This window comes from Streptomyces spiralis, assembly GCF_014654675.1.
GTDB lineage: Bacteria > Actinomycetota > Actinomycetes > Streptomycetales > Streptomycetaceae > Streptomyces > Streptomyces spiralis.
Genome location: NZ_BNBC01000049.1, coordinates 8,782 through 21,615 on the forward strand (window position 1 = coordinate 8,782; position 12,834 = coordinate 21,615).

Genomic DNA, 12,834 nt, shown 5'->3' on the forward strand with positions numbered 1-12,834 from the left:
GCGCATCCCCAGACTCGTCCCCGCCGTACTGGCATCCGTCGCCGCGATCGCGTCCCTCACCGGCTGCGGGACCTCGGAGGCCGACGCAGGCACTCGGTCCGGAGGCGGCACACAGGTCACCGTCCGCATCCCGGACCCCGGCAACGCCGGTGTGCTCGCCCTCGGAAAGAAGGACGGGTCGCTGGCCAAGGCGCTTGCCAAGGTGCACGCCAAAGTCGCCTGGACCGGCAGCGCAGGCCCCTTCGCGCCCGCCGCGCAGGCCCTGAACGCAGACCAGCTGGACATCGCCACCGGCTCCATCACCTCCGGCATCACGTCCCTGGCCCAGACGCCCGGATTCAAGTTCTTCGCGGCCACCGCACCCGACCCCGTCGGGGAGGGCATCCTCGCCAAGGAAGGCTCAGGAATCGACTCCGTGAAGGATCTGATCGGCAAGAAGGTCGCCGTGAACCAGGGAGGCACCGGTGAGTACCTGCTGCTCAAGGCCCTGGCCGAGGAAGGCATTCCGGTCGGCAAGGTGAAGCGGGTCTACCTTCGGCCCGACCAGACCGCGGCCGTCTTCAACGCGGGCAAGGTCGACGCCTGGGCGGTCTGGGCGACGTACTCCGTGGCCGAACTGGGCACCGGAAAGGCACGCTTCATCGCCGACGGGCAGGCCATCGGCTCCGACAACTACAGCCTCACCGCCGTGCGCACCGGCTTCGCTCAGAAGCACCCAGAGGTCGTCAAGGCCCTCTACGCGTACCTGCACGACGGCAGCGTGCAGGAGAAGAAGGACCCGGCGGCGTACCTGAACGTCAACACCGGCGCCGGACCGCAGGCGCTGAACGGCGAGGCCAAGCGCATCCAGGTCGAGTTCACCGGCAAGGGCGGCACCGTCGAACCCATCACGGACGCCGACATCGAGCGGTTCAAGGACGTGGCGCGCTTCTACGCCGAACAGAAGGTGACCCCGACCGAGGTCGACATCGCCGCCCACCTCATCGACATCGAGAAGCTGTCGTGACGGCGACACGCATCGAGCTGGTCCAGGAGGAGCCGGCCGATCAGAAGTCCGCCCACGAGGGACTGGTCGTCCCGCGCGCATCGGTGCGGCGGCCCCGCTCGCGGACGTACTCGCTGACCGTACGAGCCCTGGGCCCGCTGGTGTTGCTGGCAGTGTGGTGGATCGCGTCCGCCACCGGCGCGCTGACCCCCGACGTGCTCGCCTCGCCCACCGACGTCGTACGCGCCGTCGGTGAACTGTGGGGCAACGGCCAGCTGCCCGACGCGCTCTCCACGTCGCTCACCCGCTCCGGCATCGGACTGCTCATCGGGCTCGTCGCAGGCCTGACTCTCGGCGTCACCACGGGCTTCACGCGCCTGGGCGACGAACTTCTCGACTCGTCGCTGCAGACCTTGCGTACCATCCCGTTCCTCTCCCTCGTGCCGCTGTTCATGGTGTGGTTCGGCATCAACGAGGTCGCGAAGATTCTGCTGATCGCCGTGGCCACCACCTTCCCGATGTACGTCTCCACCGCCGGTGGCGTCCGCAACACCGACCGCAAGCTGGTCGAGGCCATGCGCAGCTTCGGAATGAGCAGGCTCGCGATCGTGCGGGAGGTCGTCCTGCCCGGCGCGCTGCCGTCGCTGCTCGCAGGGCTCAGGCTCTCCATGACGCTCAGTGTGATCGCGCTGATCGCCGCCGAGGAGATCAACGCCACCGCGGGCATCGGCTATCTCATGGCGCAGGCGCAGAGCTACGCCCGCACCGACATCCTCGCGGTCTGCATCCTCGTGTACGGACTGCTCGGTCTGCTGGCCGACGGGATCGTGCGGCTCCTGGAGCGGGTGCTGATGCCCTGGCGCGCGGCAGTGCAGGGGGAGGCCCGATGAGCATCGCCGTACGCGTCAGGGGCCTGCGCCGGGTGTTCGGCGAGCGCGCCGTCCTGGACGGCCTCGACCTCACGATCGCGCGAGGGGAGTTCGTGGCGCTGCTCGGGGCGAGCGGCAGCGGCAAGACGACACTGCTGCGGATCCTCGGCGCACTGGACGGTGCCGACGGGGGAGAGGTCCTGGTCCCCGAGGCGCGCACCATCGTCTTCCAGGAGCCCCGCCTCGTCCCCTCCAAGCGCGTCCTGGCCAACGTGACCGTCGCACTGCCGCGCAGCGAGGCCGCGCGCGGACAGCGCGCGCTCGCCGAGGTCGGCCTGGAACGGCACGCGCGCGCATGGCCCGCCACCCTGTCGGGCGGTGAGGCGCAGCGCGTCTCCCTCGCCCGCGCCCTCGTCCGCGAGCCCGAACTGCTGCTCCTCGACGAGCCGTTCGCCGCACTGGACGCCCTCACGCGACTGAAGATGCAGGACCTCGTGGGCGAGCTGTTCCGGACGCACCGCCCTGCCGTGCTTCTGGTCACGCACGACGTCGACGAGGCCGTACGCCTCGCCGACCGTGTCTGCGTCCTCCGTGACGGCCGGCTCGTCACCGACGAGCCCGTCGCCGTGGCCCGGCCGCGTGACCCGGGAGACCCCGCTTTCGCCGCCCTGCGCAGGCGGCTCCTGAACGACCTCGGCGTGCACGTCGCCGCTGCCCCGCCCTCCGATACACCCGACACCGCCCTCAGCCCCATCCAGACCGGAGTGATCTGAATGCCCATCACCATCGGCGTCCACAACAGCAACCCGTCCCTTTACTACCTCTCCCGCCTCGACTACGCCGCAGAAGAACTCGCCGCCGTCGGCGAGACAGCGGAGTTCCATCCGTACACCGACGGCGTACGCACCGGACCCCTCCTCACCGAAGGAGTGATCGACTTCGGCGGCACCGGATCGACCCCGCCCATCACGGCGCAGGCGGCCGGGCACGACATCGTGTACACCGCAGTCTCGGCACCTCGTCCCGACCACGGCGCACTCCTGGTCACCGACGACAGCCCGGTGCGCAGCGTCGCCGACCTGAAGGGCGGCACCATCCACCTCGCGATCGGCTCCTGGCAGACCCACCTGATCGCCAAGGCGCTCGACGACGCCGGACTGTCGTACGCCGGAGACGTCACCGCCGAACGCAGCGGTGAAGACAGCGAGAAGCTCCTGCGCTCAGGAGAGATCGCCGCCTGGGTCGCACAGGGCGCACAGCTCGCCGCCGCACGACGCACGGGAGGCGTCCACGTCCTGATCGCCACCGGCGACGTCATCACCGACCGCTCGGTGTTCTTCACCCGCAGGGAACTGGCCGAGCAGCGGCCCGAGGTCGTCGAGGCGCTGACCCGGGCGCTGCGACGGGCCGACGACTGGGCGGCGGCACATCCGCGCGAGGCCGCCCAGATCGCCGCCGAGCACCAGGGCGGCACGGCCGGCGACTGGGAGACGGCACTGCGCGCCCTGCCGTGGCGCATCGAGGAGGTCAGCGACGCGTTCCTCGCCGAGCAGCAGGAGGCCGCGGACATCTTCGTACGCACCGGCTTCATCGAGCGACCCGTCAGGGTCGCGAACGCCGTCGCCCGGAAGGCCTGAGGGAGCGGGACATGGCCTCGGAAGTCCTCTGGTACATCATTCCGCGCGAAGGCGCCTACCCCTGGGAGCCGGCCGGGCGCCGTCCCGTCGACCTCGGCTACCTCCAGCAACTCGCCGGCACCGTCGAACGCCTCGGCTTCACGGGCGCGCTGCTCGCCACCGACCTGTACGACGTGTGGCCGCTCGGCAGCGCCCTGTCCGCCGCCACCAGCACCCGCTTCAAACCGCTGCTCGCCGTCCACCCCGGCCTGATCTCGCCGACCCTCCTCGCCAAGATGGCGCTCAGCTTCGACACTCTCTTCGGGGGCCGACTGCGCTTCAACGTCGTCAACGGCTCGACGAAGGCCCTGCGCGAGTACGGCCTCCAGGTCGAGCACGACGAGCGCTACGAACTCAGTGCCGAATACTGGTCCATCGTGAAGCGGCTGACCGCCGGAGAGGTCTTCGACCACAAAGGCCGCTTCTACGACCTCAAGGACGCCGGAGCCTCCTTCCGCGAGCTGAAGCCGGTGCAGGCCCCGCACGTCCCCCTGTGGTTCGGCGGCTCGTCGGAGCCCGGTATCGAGATGGCCGCCCAGCACGTCGACGTCTATCTGACCTGGGGAGAACCGCCGCATCTGCTCAAGGAGAAGCTGGACCGGGTGCGCGAGCGCGCGGCCGCGTACGGACGGACACTGCGCATCGGGCTGCGGCTGCACCTGATCGTCCGCGACACCGAGGACGAGGCGTGGGCCGCCGCCGACCGGCTGCTGGACGTCACCAGCGAAGCCACCTACGCGCGCCAGCTCGGCGGGAGGGCGGGGGAGGACGGGGTCGGCTGGCAGCGGCAGTTCCGCCAGCACGGCGGCAAGGTCCCGGCGCGGGCCCGCGAGCTGGAGGTCCATCCGAACCTGTGGCCGGGCATGAGCCTGTTCCGGCCCGGGCCCGGCACCGCCGTGGTCGGCTCGGCGTCCCAGGTCGTCGAGCGTCTGAAGGAGTTCGAGGACCTGGGAGTCGACACGTTCATCCTGTCGGCGAACCCGCTCCTGGAGGAGGCGTACCGCGTGGCGGAGACGGTGCTGCCCGCACTGGGTGTCCGGCCCTGACACGGGCCGTCCCCACTCGCGGGCCCTGCCATGGTCCGTCGCCCCCCGGCCCACGTGCCCGACCACGGTGTACGCGTATAGGTTCCTGAGCCATGCCCATGCTTGACGACCTCGACCTGAGGATCATCGCCGCGCTGCAGATCAACGGGCGCGCCTCCTGGCGCGCCATCGCCCAGGCTCTGCGACTGGGCGAGCGAACGGTGGCCCGTCGGGGGGCGCGACTGCTGGAAAGCGGCACGGTACGCGTCACGGGGCTGGAGAACTTCGCCGAGACGGTGGTCATCCGGGTGCACTGCGCACCCGGCCTCGCTCCGCAGACGGCGGCAGCCCTCGCCGAGCGTGACGATGTCGTCTTCAGCTCTACGGTCACCGGCACCGCGGATGTGGTCGCCGAACACGGCGTCACCGTGGAGCGCCTCCGGGCGGAGGGGGGTACGGCTGGGGCCCCCGGAACCGCATCCGCCGTTCGCGGACGGCTTCCCGACACCCTCCGGGAAGCTGGAGTTCCGCTCCGCGTCGGCGGCTGCCGAAGGGCATGACCCGCTGCCGGGCAGTCACCGGTCCCAGGCCCCGGAAGAGGACGGCCGCTACCCGCTGGTCCTGCTGTCCACCGCCTCTCACTTCCGCCTGAACTCCGTCTTCGGGAACAAGCCCGAGCTGCGGCGCCGTGCCGGCGGACCGGAGGTGTCCCTGCATCCCGCGGACGCGGCCGCCTGTGGGGTCAGCGAGGGAGACGCCGTGGTGATCAGCAGTCCGCGCGGGTCCTTCGGCGCGGTCGCGCGCCTGGACGGCCGCGCCACGCGGGGCACGGCCCTCACCGAGAAGGGGCACTGGCCGAGACTCTCCCCGGGCGGCGAAGGCGTCAACGCCACCGTGGCGGAAGACGACGCCGACTTCGGGGGCGGCGCGGTCTTCCACGACAACCGGGTGCGGGTCGAACCGGCCGGGACCGCAGTGACGTAGTGACCTGTGCGACACCTGGCCGTCTCAAGTTGACATTAGCCAATCTTATGGACGATAAAGAACGTGCTTTGGCCATTAATTCACGCAGCGCGATCTTCGAGGCGTGACAGCCGCCGAACGACTACGTGAATGGGTGAAACCGTGTCCCACACCGCCGTCTCGGACCAGCCGACCCCGGACCCCGCCGGGGCCTGGGAGGCATGGCGGGCCGAGCGGCGGCGCTCGGTCACCTCGCCCACCGGGAACCTCGCCCTCGTCGAGACCCGCTGGCTCCCGGCCGGTGAGCGGCCCGACCTCGACGCCGCCCGCGCCGGGCAGCCGGAGACCGTGACGGTCACCACAGTCGAGCGCACCGACCTCGTCACTGGCGAGCCCGAGTACGGCCTGCGGTTCTGGGACGCCCAGTCTCCGGCGATCAAGGACTTCGACGGCGTCGACACCTTCCCGTACGACCCGGCGTGGGTCCTGGAGGCCGACTACACCCCCGTGCCGGGCGCCCGCCGCGTCGCGTTCGAGCACATCCGGGACAACGGAGGCACCCGCGACCTCGTCGTGCCCGGCGACATCTCGCTCACCGTGGACGACCGGGACTACACCCTCAGCGCCTTCGACGACGACGGCACCCTGCTGCTCGTCTTCGGAGACCCCACGAACGGTGACAGCACCTATGGTGCCGGCCGCTTCCTCTTCGTCACGCACACCGGAGAGGGCCGCGTCCGCCTCGACTTCAACCGCGCCTTCGTGCCGCCCTGCGGATTCTCCGATCAGTACAACTGTCCGATGCCGCCGCGACAGAACCGCTTCCACCTGCCCGTCGAGGCCGGCGAGAAGCGCCCTGTCTTCCGCGGCGGCGTCCCCGCGCAGCACTGATCACCACTCCCGGCTTTTCACTTCCCGCAGTACGAAAGCGTGCGTTCCCTCATGAGCATCAAGAAGACCTCCCTGTACGGCACCGCCACCGCCGCCACCCTCGCCCTGACCCTCACCGCCTGCGGCGGGGGCTCCGGCGGCGGCGACGCCTCCGGCGGGACGTACGACAAGAACGCCACCGTCAACATCGGCTCCCTCTACGAGCCGCAGAACCTCGACAACACCGCGGGCGGCGGCCAGGGCGTCACCGAGGCGCTCAACGGCAACGTCTACGAGGGGCTGTTCAGGCTCACCGACGACGGCAAGGTCGAGAAGCTCCTCGCCCAGGACTATAAGGTCAGCGGCGACGGGCTCACGTATACCTTCACCCTGCGCGACGGCGTGAAGTTCCACAGCGGCAAGACGCTGACCAGCGCGGACGTCAAGTACAGCCTGGAGAAGGTGCTCGCCGATGACTCGCAGTCCGCGCGCAAGAGCAACCTCGAGGTCGTCAAGGACGTCGCCACCCCCGACGCGAAGACCGTGAAGGTCACGCTGTCGCAGAAGTCGATCTCCTTCGTCTACAACCTCTCCTACGTCTGGATCATCAACTCCGAGGCGAAGGACCTGAAGACGAGCGAGGACGGCACCGGCCCGTACAAGCTGAACAAGTGGACCCGCGGCTCCGCCCTCAGCCTCGACCGGTTCGCCGGTTACTGGGGCGACGCGGCCGCCAACAAGCAGGTCGTCTTCCACTACTACAAGGACGCCACGGCGCTGAACAACGCGCTGCTGACCAACGCCGTCGACGTCGTCACGAGCGAGCAGTCCCCCGACGCCCTCGACCAGTTCAAGAACAACCAGAACTACAAGGTCAACGACGGCGACTCGACGACCAAGCTGCTGCTCGCCTTCAACGACAAGGCCAAGCCCTTCACGGACGTCAAGGTCCGCCAGGCCGTCTCCGCCGCCATCGACGACAAGAAGCTCCTCGAATCCGTCTGGGGCGGCTACGGCAAGCTCATCGGCTCGATGGTGCCGCCCACCGACCCGTGGTACGAGGACCTCACCAAGGTCAACGCGTACGACACCGCGAAGGCCAAGAAGCTGCTCGCCGAGGCCGGTTACGAGAACGGCTTCAGCTTCACCCTCGACACCCCGAACTACGACCCGCACCCGACCGCCGCGACCTTCATCAAGTCGCAGCTCGCCAAGGTCGGCATCACCGTCAAGATCAACACGATCACGCCCGACGAGTGGTACACGAAGGTCTACAAGAACCACGACTTCACGGCCACGCTCCAGGAGCACGTCAACGACCGCGACCTGGTCTGGTACGGCAACCCCGACTTTTACTGGGGCTACGACAACAAGCAGGTCACCAAGTGGGTCGAGCAGGCCGAGGAGGCGTCGACCACGGCCGAGCAGACCGAGCTGCTGAAGAAGGTCAACCGGCAGACCGCCGAGGACGCGGCCAGTGACTGGCTGTACCTTTACCCGCAGATCGTCGTCGCCAGCAGCAAGCTGTCCGGCTACCCGCTCAACGGCCTCAACTCGCAGTTCTTCGCCTACGACATCAAGAAGAAGGGCTGATGGCGCGGTACCTGCTGCGCCGCCTCGCCTTCCTGCTGGTGTCGCTGGCGCTCGCGAGCGTCGTGCTGTTCGTGCTTCTGCGCATGCTGCCGGGCGACCCCGCCAACGCGCTCAGCTCGGTGGGCGCCAGCCCCGAGCAGATCGCGGCGGCACGGCACTCCATCGGCTCCGACAAGCCGCTGCCCGAGCAGTTCGCCCACTGGATCGGGCAGCTGGCGACCGGTGACCTCGGCACGTCGTTCGTCAGCTCGCTGCCGGTCGCGCCCGAGGTCGGCTCACGGCTGAACGTCACGGTCCCGCTCACGCTCGCAGCCTTCGTGCTGGCGGTCGTCATCGCCGTCCCGGCCGGTTTCGTCGCCGCGTACAAGCGACGGACCTGGTACGGCGCGCTGCTCAGCGGGGTGTCCCAGCTGGGCATCGCCGTCCCGGTGTTCTGGCTCGGCATGATCCTCATCGCGGTGTTCGCGCTGAACGCGGGCTGGCTTCCCGCGGGCGGGTTCCCGCCGGACGGGTGGGTGCAGCCGGGCGAGGCCATCCGCTCGCTCGTCCTGCCCGTTGTGACGATCGCGCTGGTGATGAGCGCCTCGCTGATCCGCTACGTGCGGTCGGCCACGCTCGACGTCCTGGACAGCGACTACCTGCGCACCGCCCGCGCCCTCGGTTCGTCCTTCGGGCGGGCCATGTGGCGGCACGGGTTGCGCAACGCCTCAGTGCCAGTCATCTCCATCCTCGGCATCGAGCTGGCGTCCACGCTGCTCGGCGCGGTCGTCGTGGAGTCCGTGTACGCGCTGCCCGGTCTCGGCTCCATGCTCGCGACCGGCATCGCTCAGCACGACTACCCCGTCATCCAGGGCGTGCTGTTCGTGTCCACGTTCGCGGTGCTGGTCATCGGATTCGCCGCCGACCTCGTGCAGCGGATCATCGACCCGCGGCTGCGGGGCAGGCTGTCGGGAGGTGCCCGATGACGCAGACGGATCTGACAGCTCAGACACAGCAGACGCCGGAGCCGAAGCGGCCGGCCAAGCGTTCCTACACGCTGATCACCGGCTGCGTGCTGGCCGGCCTGATCGCCCTGCTGGCGCTCGTCTCCCTGGTCTGGCTTCCGTACGCCTCCGACGATACGTCCGGCGGACGGCTCACCGGACCGGCCGGAGATCACCTGCTCGGGACCGACAAGCTCGGCCGCGACCTGTTCACCCAGTTGATGACCGGCTCCCGGATCGCCTTCGAGGCGGGACTGGGGTCGGTCCTCATCGCGGCAGCCGTCGGCGTCACGCTGGGCGTGCTGGCCGCCTTCGCGCAGGGCTGGCTCGACGACACGGTCTCCGCGTTCCTCGACATCCTGATCGCCTTCCCGACGCTCCTCCTGGCGATGCTCATCGTCGCCGCCCGCTCGGCCTCGCTGGGCTCCGCCGTGCTGGCCATCGGCCTCGCGCAGAGCGCGGTCGTGGCGCGGCTGGTGCGCGTCCTGGCCAAGCGGGTCCTCGCGCAGGACTACATCACGGCCGCCCGCACTTCGGGCACGTCGTGGCCGCGCATCGTGGCCGGGCACGTGCTGCCCAACATCTGGCCGACCCTCGTGGTGAACCTCGCCCTCCAGTTCGGGCTCGCCGTGCTGGCCGAGGCCGGTCTGTCGTACCTAGGCCTCGGCGCGCCGCCGCCCAACGCCTCGTGGGGCCGCATGCTCCAGGAGGCGCAGGCCACCTTCATCACGGCCCCGGCGGGCGCTCTCGCCCCCGGCATCCTGCTCGTCCTCCTTGTCATCGGCGTGAACCTCATCGCCGACGGCCTGCGCGACGCCCTCGACCCGGCGGCCCGGCGGAGGCGTGCGTGAACATCCTCGACGTACGCGACCTGACCATCCGTACCGCCGACGGGCGCGTCCTCGTCGACCGGCTCTCGCTGACCATCGACCCCGGCGAGCGACTCGGCCTCATCGGCGAGTCCGGTTCCGGCAAGTCGCTGACCACGCTCGCCGTGCTCGGCCTGCTGCCCGACGGGATGACCGCCACCGGCAGCGTCGAACTCGCCGGCACCCAGATCGTGGGCGCCCGCGAGAAACAGCTCACCGACGTACGCGGCAGGGACGCCGCCATCGTCTTCCAGGAGCCGCTCACCGCCCTGGACCCGCTGATGCGCGTCGGCAAGCAGATCGCCGAACCACTGGCCAGGAGGCGGGGGCTGAAGGGTGCCGCGCTGAAGCGGGCTGTGACGGAAGCCCTGGAACAGGTGCGACTGCCCGAACCCGGCCGCATCGCCCGCGCCTTCCCGCACGAGATCTCCGGCGGCCAGCGCCAGCGTGTCGCACTGGCCATGGCGCTGGCCTGCGACCCGAAGCTGCTCATCGCGGACGAGCCCACCACCGCGCTCGACGTCACCGTGCAGTCCGAGATGCTCGACCTGCTCGACACCCTCGTACGGGAACGGGACATGGCCGTCCTCTTCGTCAGCCACGACCTCGCGGTCGTCTCGAAAGTCACGGATCGCGTCCTGGTGATGAAGGACGGACACGCCGTGGAGGAGGGCGACGTGCGCGAGATCGTGCGGGCCCCGCGTGAGGAGTACACCCGGGCGCTGGTGGCCAGCGCCCGGCAACTGGAGTCGGCTCTGGACCTGAGGAGCACGCGATGACGCCCGTACTGGACGCGATGACGCCCGTACTGGAGATGAGCGCGGCCTCCTTCGCCTATCGGGGAAGCGCCGCGCCCGTCGTCGAGGACATCTCCCTCAAGATCGAGGCCGGACAGAGCCTCGCCCTCGTCGGCGAGTCGGGCGCGGGCAAGACGACCCTGCTGCGGCTGCTCCTCGGGCTCGCCCGGCCCACCTCGGGCACCGTCCGCTTCGACGGCGACCAGCTGAACCTGCGCGACCGCCGGCAGATGCGCCGCTTCCGGCGCAGCGTGCAGTGCGTCTTCCAGGATCCGTACTCGTCGCTCGACCCGCGCCGGCGCGTCGGCAGCATCGTCTCCGAACCACTGCGTTCCCTCGGTGTCGACGACCGGCGGACGGCCGTGCCCAAGGTGGCCGAGGCCCTGGAGCGGGTCGGACTGCCCGCCGACGCCGCCGAGCGCTATCCGCACGAGTTCTCCGGCGGCCAGCGGCAGCGCATCGCGATCGCCCGCGCGACCGTCTGCGACCCGCGGGTGCTGCTCGCCGACGAACCCGTCAGCGCACTCGACGTCACCACCCGCGTCAAAGTCGTGGACCTCCTGAGCGAGTTGAAGGAAGAGCGCGGCCTGACCCTCGTCATGGTCTCCCACGACCTGTCGGTGGTCGCCTCGCTGTGCGAACACACGGCGGTTCTCGAGCGCGGCCGCATCGTCGAACAAGGCGACACCGCGCAGGTGCTGGGCGCTCCCGTCGACCCGTACACCCGCTGTCTGGTGGAGAGCGTGCCGCGGCTGCCCGCCTGACGTTCAAGGGCATCCCTATCACGGCCTCGCGAATACCGACTCGTCGTCCGGCGGCCATCGCCGGTAATCGCCTCGAGGGTGAGGTAGGAGGGTGGCGCGGCGGCGGACGCGGTGCCGCCGGCGGCCAGCACTCCGGCCACCGCCGTCAGCAGGAGGGCGAGCAGCAGCCGCCACCGCCCTTGATGGCCTCGTCCGTACCGCATGTTCCGGACCCCCGTGTCCACGCTGTCGCCGGGCTGTCTCCGCGGCGCACACGTTGGGCAAAGGGGCCCGGAGGCGGCATATGTGCGGACCCCATAGAGAGATCCGCAGTATGGGGGTTGAATCGGGGAGGGCAAGCCGACCGTCCACTTCCGGTTGGCTGCTTCGGTGCGGTAGGCCGCGCTGAAGGCGGTCACCGCGGAACTGGGCATCGGTTCGGCCGAGACGGTGCGGACATGGGCCCGCAAGGCCGAGGTCTACAGCGGCCGGCGTCCCCGGGTGGGTTCGGGGGAGGCCGTGGAGATCAAGCGGCTGCGGGCCAAGCTCGCCCTCGACGTGCTCGGCATGGACCTGTGGCGCCGGCTCGTTTGCCGCCGCGTAGGGCGGCCAGGCGTCGGAAGAAGACGCCGAGGGAGGAGTTCTTGTTCCTGATCGCGACCATGGCGGTGATTCCCAGCAGCCGTTTGAGGTTGCTGTTGCCTCGAAAGGTGCGGCCGGACCGGCTCACCCCAGCCGACTCGAGCAGGTGAGCCTTCTTTCGGCTCCCTCCGCATCTTCCGCTTCGGTCATGCCGATGACACGACGGCTTGGCTGGTGTCCCTGTGACCCAGGTGGCGGGGAGTGGGTCAGCCTGTGGGGGAAAGTGTGCTGACCCGTCCACCCAACGCGGCGGAGAACTGGTCGGTCACCTCTTCCAGCGCCTTGGCACTCGCGGGCGCGACGACGGGTGTGCCGTCCTCGCGGGCGATGTCCCGGTCGAGGGTGAACCATCCGGGCACGATGTGGGAGGCGCCCATGGAGCTGAGGACCGGGCGCAGCGCGTAGTCGATGGCCAGAACGTGGGCCTGACTGCCGCCCGTGGCCAGGGGGAGCACGGTCTTGCCGCTGAGAGCGTGCTGCGGAAGCAGGTCGAGAAGCGAAGATCGTCCCCGACGAGCGACCGGGCTCCGCCGTATCAGGGACTACAGCCTGCCAAAGGAGTGGCGACGGCTGCAGGAGAACCACGGCCAGACCTCGTTCATCGGCAAGATCCTCATCCTGGAGCGCGAAGCCCTTCCCGAGCGGGGCGTGGTCGTCTTGATCCGCGACGGCGTGGGCTTCTGACCGCGGTCCGTCGGGCAACCCGGCCGGTGCCGATGAATTCCGTGCACGTGCAACGATCTCCCCTCACATGCCGGCCACACCGTGGTGGGGTGAACCCTCAGCGCTGCAACCGCAGTCCGTACGCGGACTTCGGGC

13 protein-coding genes and 1 pseudogene are annotated in these 12,834 nt (G+C 69.8%); 13 read left to right on the forward strand and 1 reads right to left on the reverse strand.

What is annotated here, in order from left to right:
- The first annotated feature begins 4 nt into the window (after positions 1-4).
- From IE318_RS35510 to IE318_RS35570, 13 genes are all read left to right on the forward strand, one after another.
- Positions 5-1,006, forward strand: a complete 1,002-nt coding sequence (locus IE318_RS35510) for an NrtA/SsuA/CpmA family ABC transporter substrate-binding protein (RefSeq protein ID WP_189907051.1) — start codon at positions 5-7, stop codon at positions 1,004-1,006.
- 17 nt (positions 1,007-1,023) lie between these two features.
- Entirely contained in the window at positions 1,024-1,875 is an 852-nt protein-coding gene (locus IE318_RS35515) for an ABC transporter permease (protein WP_189907053.1), read from the forward strand.
- A complete protein-coding gene (locus IE318_RS35520; protein WP_189906974.1) occupies positions 1,872-2,627 on the forward strand; it encodes an ABC transporter ATP-binding protein in 756 nt (251 codons plus the stop codon). The genes IE318_RS35515 and IE318_RS35520 overlap by 4 nt, the downstream gene beginning before the upstream one ends.
- Positions 2,628-3,491 carry an ABC transporter substrate-binding protein gene (locus IE318_RS35525; RefSeq protein WP_189906976.1) on the forward strand — a complete coding sequence of 288 codons (864 nt, stop codon included), beginning with the start codon at positions 2,628-2,630 and terminating at the stop codon, positions 3,489-3,491.
- Between the two features lie 11 nt (positions 3,492-3,502).
- Entirely contained in the window at positions 3,503-4,576 is a 1,074-nt protein-coding gene (locus IE318_RS35530; RefSeq protein ID WP_189906978.1) for an LLM class flavin-dependent oxidoreductase, read from the forward strand.
- Between the two features lie 92 nt (positions 4,577-4,668).
- The gene (locus tag IE318_RS35535; protein WP_189906980.1) at positions 4,669-5,115 is read left to right on the forward strand and encodes an Lrp/AsnC family transcriptional regulator; all 447 of its coding nucleotides are present in this window, start codon (positions 4,669-4,671) and stop codon (positions 5,113-5,115) included.
- Positions 5,116-5,179: 64 nt separating this feature from the next.
- Positions 5,180-5,539 (forward strand): molybdopterin dinucleotide binding domain-containing protein, encoded by a 360-nt coding sequence (locus tag IE318_RS35540; protein ID WP_268256769.1) that lies wholly within the window; start codon positions 5,180-5,182, stop codon positions 5,537-5,539.
- Between the two features lie 129 nt (positions 5,540-5,668).
- Complete coding sequence (locus tag IE318_RS35545) at positions 5,669-6,409, forward strand: DUF1684 domain-containing protein (RefSeq protein ID WP_189906982.1); 741 nt, start codon at positions 5,669-5,671, stop codon at positions 6,407-6,409.
- A 51-nt stretch (positions 6,410-6,460) separates the two neighbouring features.
- Positions 6,461-7,981 carry an ABC transporter substrate-binding protein gene (locus tag IE318_RS35550; protein ID WP_189906984.1) on the forward strand — a complete coding sequence of 507 codons (1,521 nt, stop codon included), beginning with the start codon at positions 6,461-6,463 and terminating at the stop codon, positions 7,979-7,981.
- On the forward strand, positions 7,981-8,946 hold the full coding sequence (locus tag IE318_RS35555) for an ABC transporter permease (RefSeq protein WP_189906985.1): 966 nt from the start codon (positions 7,981-7,983) through the stop codon (positions 8,944-8,946). The genes IE318_RS35550 and IE318_RS35555 overlap by 1 nt, the downstream gene beginning before the upstream one ends.
- Positions 8,943-9,815, forward strand: a complete 873-nt coding sequence (locus IE318_RS35560) for an ABC transporter permease (RefSeq protein ID WP_189906987.1) — start codon at positions 8,943-8,945, stop codon at positions 9,813-9,815. The genes IE318_RS35555 and IE318_RS35560 overlap by 4 nt, the downstream gene beginning before the upstream one ends.
- Positions 9,812-10,612: an ATP-binding cassette domain-containing protein gene (locus IE318_RS35565; protein ID WP_189906989.1), complete on the forward strand. Its 801-nt coding sequence runs from the start codon at positions 9,812-9,814 to the stop codon at positions 10,610-10,612. The genes IE318_RS35560 and IE318_RS35565 overlap by 4 nt, the downstream gene beginning before the upstream one ends.
- Positions 10,609-11,394 carry an ABC transporter ATP-binding protein gene (locus IE318_RS35570; RefSeq protein ID WP_229903963.1) on the forward strand — a complete coding sequence of 262 codons (786 nt, stop codon included), beginning with the start codon at positions 10,609-10,611 and terminating at the stop codon, positions 11,392-11,394. Before IE318_RS35565 ends, IE318_RS35570 begins: the two co-directional genes overlap by 4 nt.
- Positions 11,395-12,221: 827 nt before the next feature.
- Here the strand turns inward: IE318_RS35570 and IE318_RS35575 are convergent.
- Positions 12,222-12,515 (reverse strand): annotated as a pseudogene (locus tag IE318_RS35575) (NAD(P)H-dependent oxidoreductase); the annotation flags it as partial.
- Between the last annotated feature and the right edge of the window lie 319 nt (positions 12,516-12,834).